This is a genomic window from Streptomyces sp. AC627_RSS907 (assembly GCF_019049165.1).
Genome location: NZ_JAGMUE010001197.1, coordinates 1 through 613, shown reverse-complemented (window position 1 = coordinate 613; position 613 = coordinate 1). Strand labels below are relative to the sequence as shown.

Below are 613 nucleotides of genomic sequence, written 5' to 3'. Positions count from 1 at the left end.
GCCGACGGTGGAGCGCGGATCGGCGCCCATCGGCCGCTGGTCGACGATGATCGCGGTGGTCAGCCCGTCGAGGACGTCCACGTCGGGCCGGCCCATCGCGGACATGAACCCCTGCACGAAACTGCTGTACGTCTCGTTGATCATCCGCTGCGACTCCGCCGCGATGGTGGCGAACACCAACGAACTCTTCCCCGAGCCGGAGACGCCGGTGAACACCGTCAGCCGGCGCTTCGGGATCTCCACGCTCACGTTCTTGAGGTTGTTCTCGCGGGCGCCCCGCACGCGGATCAGGTCGTGGCCGTCGGCAACGTGCGGCGCCGGCGACTGCGCGGGCCTCCGTCGGGTCGTGCTCATCGTCTCTCGTCTCTCCACGTGTCGTTCGGGCCCGCCCGCGCGGCGCCCGCCACCCATCGGCGTACGCCCCTCCGTCACGACCCTGGTCGCCGTGCGGCCCACCCGCGAGGCCCCGGCCCGCCCGGCCCACGCCGAGGGCCGGGTGGGCCGGGCGGGCGGGCCGGGCTCGCGCTGTCGGGGTGGCTCAGGCGGCCAGTTGCTGGATGCGGATCAGGTTGCCCGCGGGGTCGCGGAAGGCACAGTCCCGTACCCCGTACGG

General features: G+C 73.2%; 2 pseudogenes. Both read right to left on the bottom strand.

From position 1 onward, the window contains the following. A pseudogene (locus tag KUM32_RS41040) lies at nt 1-354 on the bottom strand (excinuclease ABC subunit UvrA); the annotation flags it as partial. Nucleotides 355-538: 184 nt separating this feature from the next. Further along, nucleotides 539-613: pseudogene (locus tag KUM32_RS41035) on the bottom strand (VOC family protein); the annotation flags it as partial.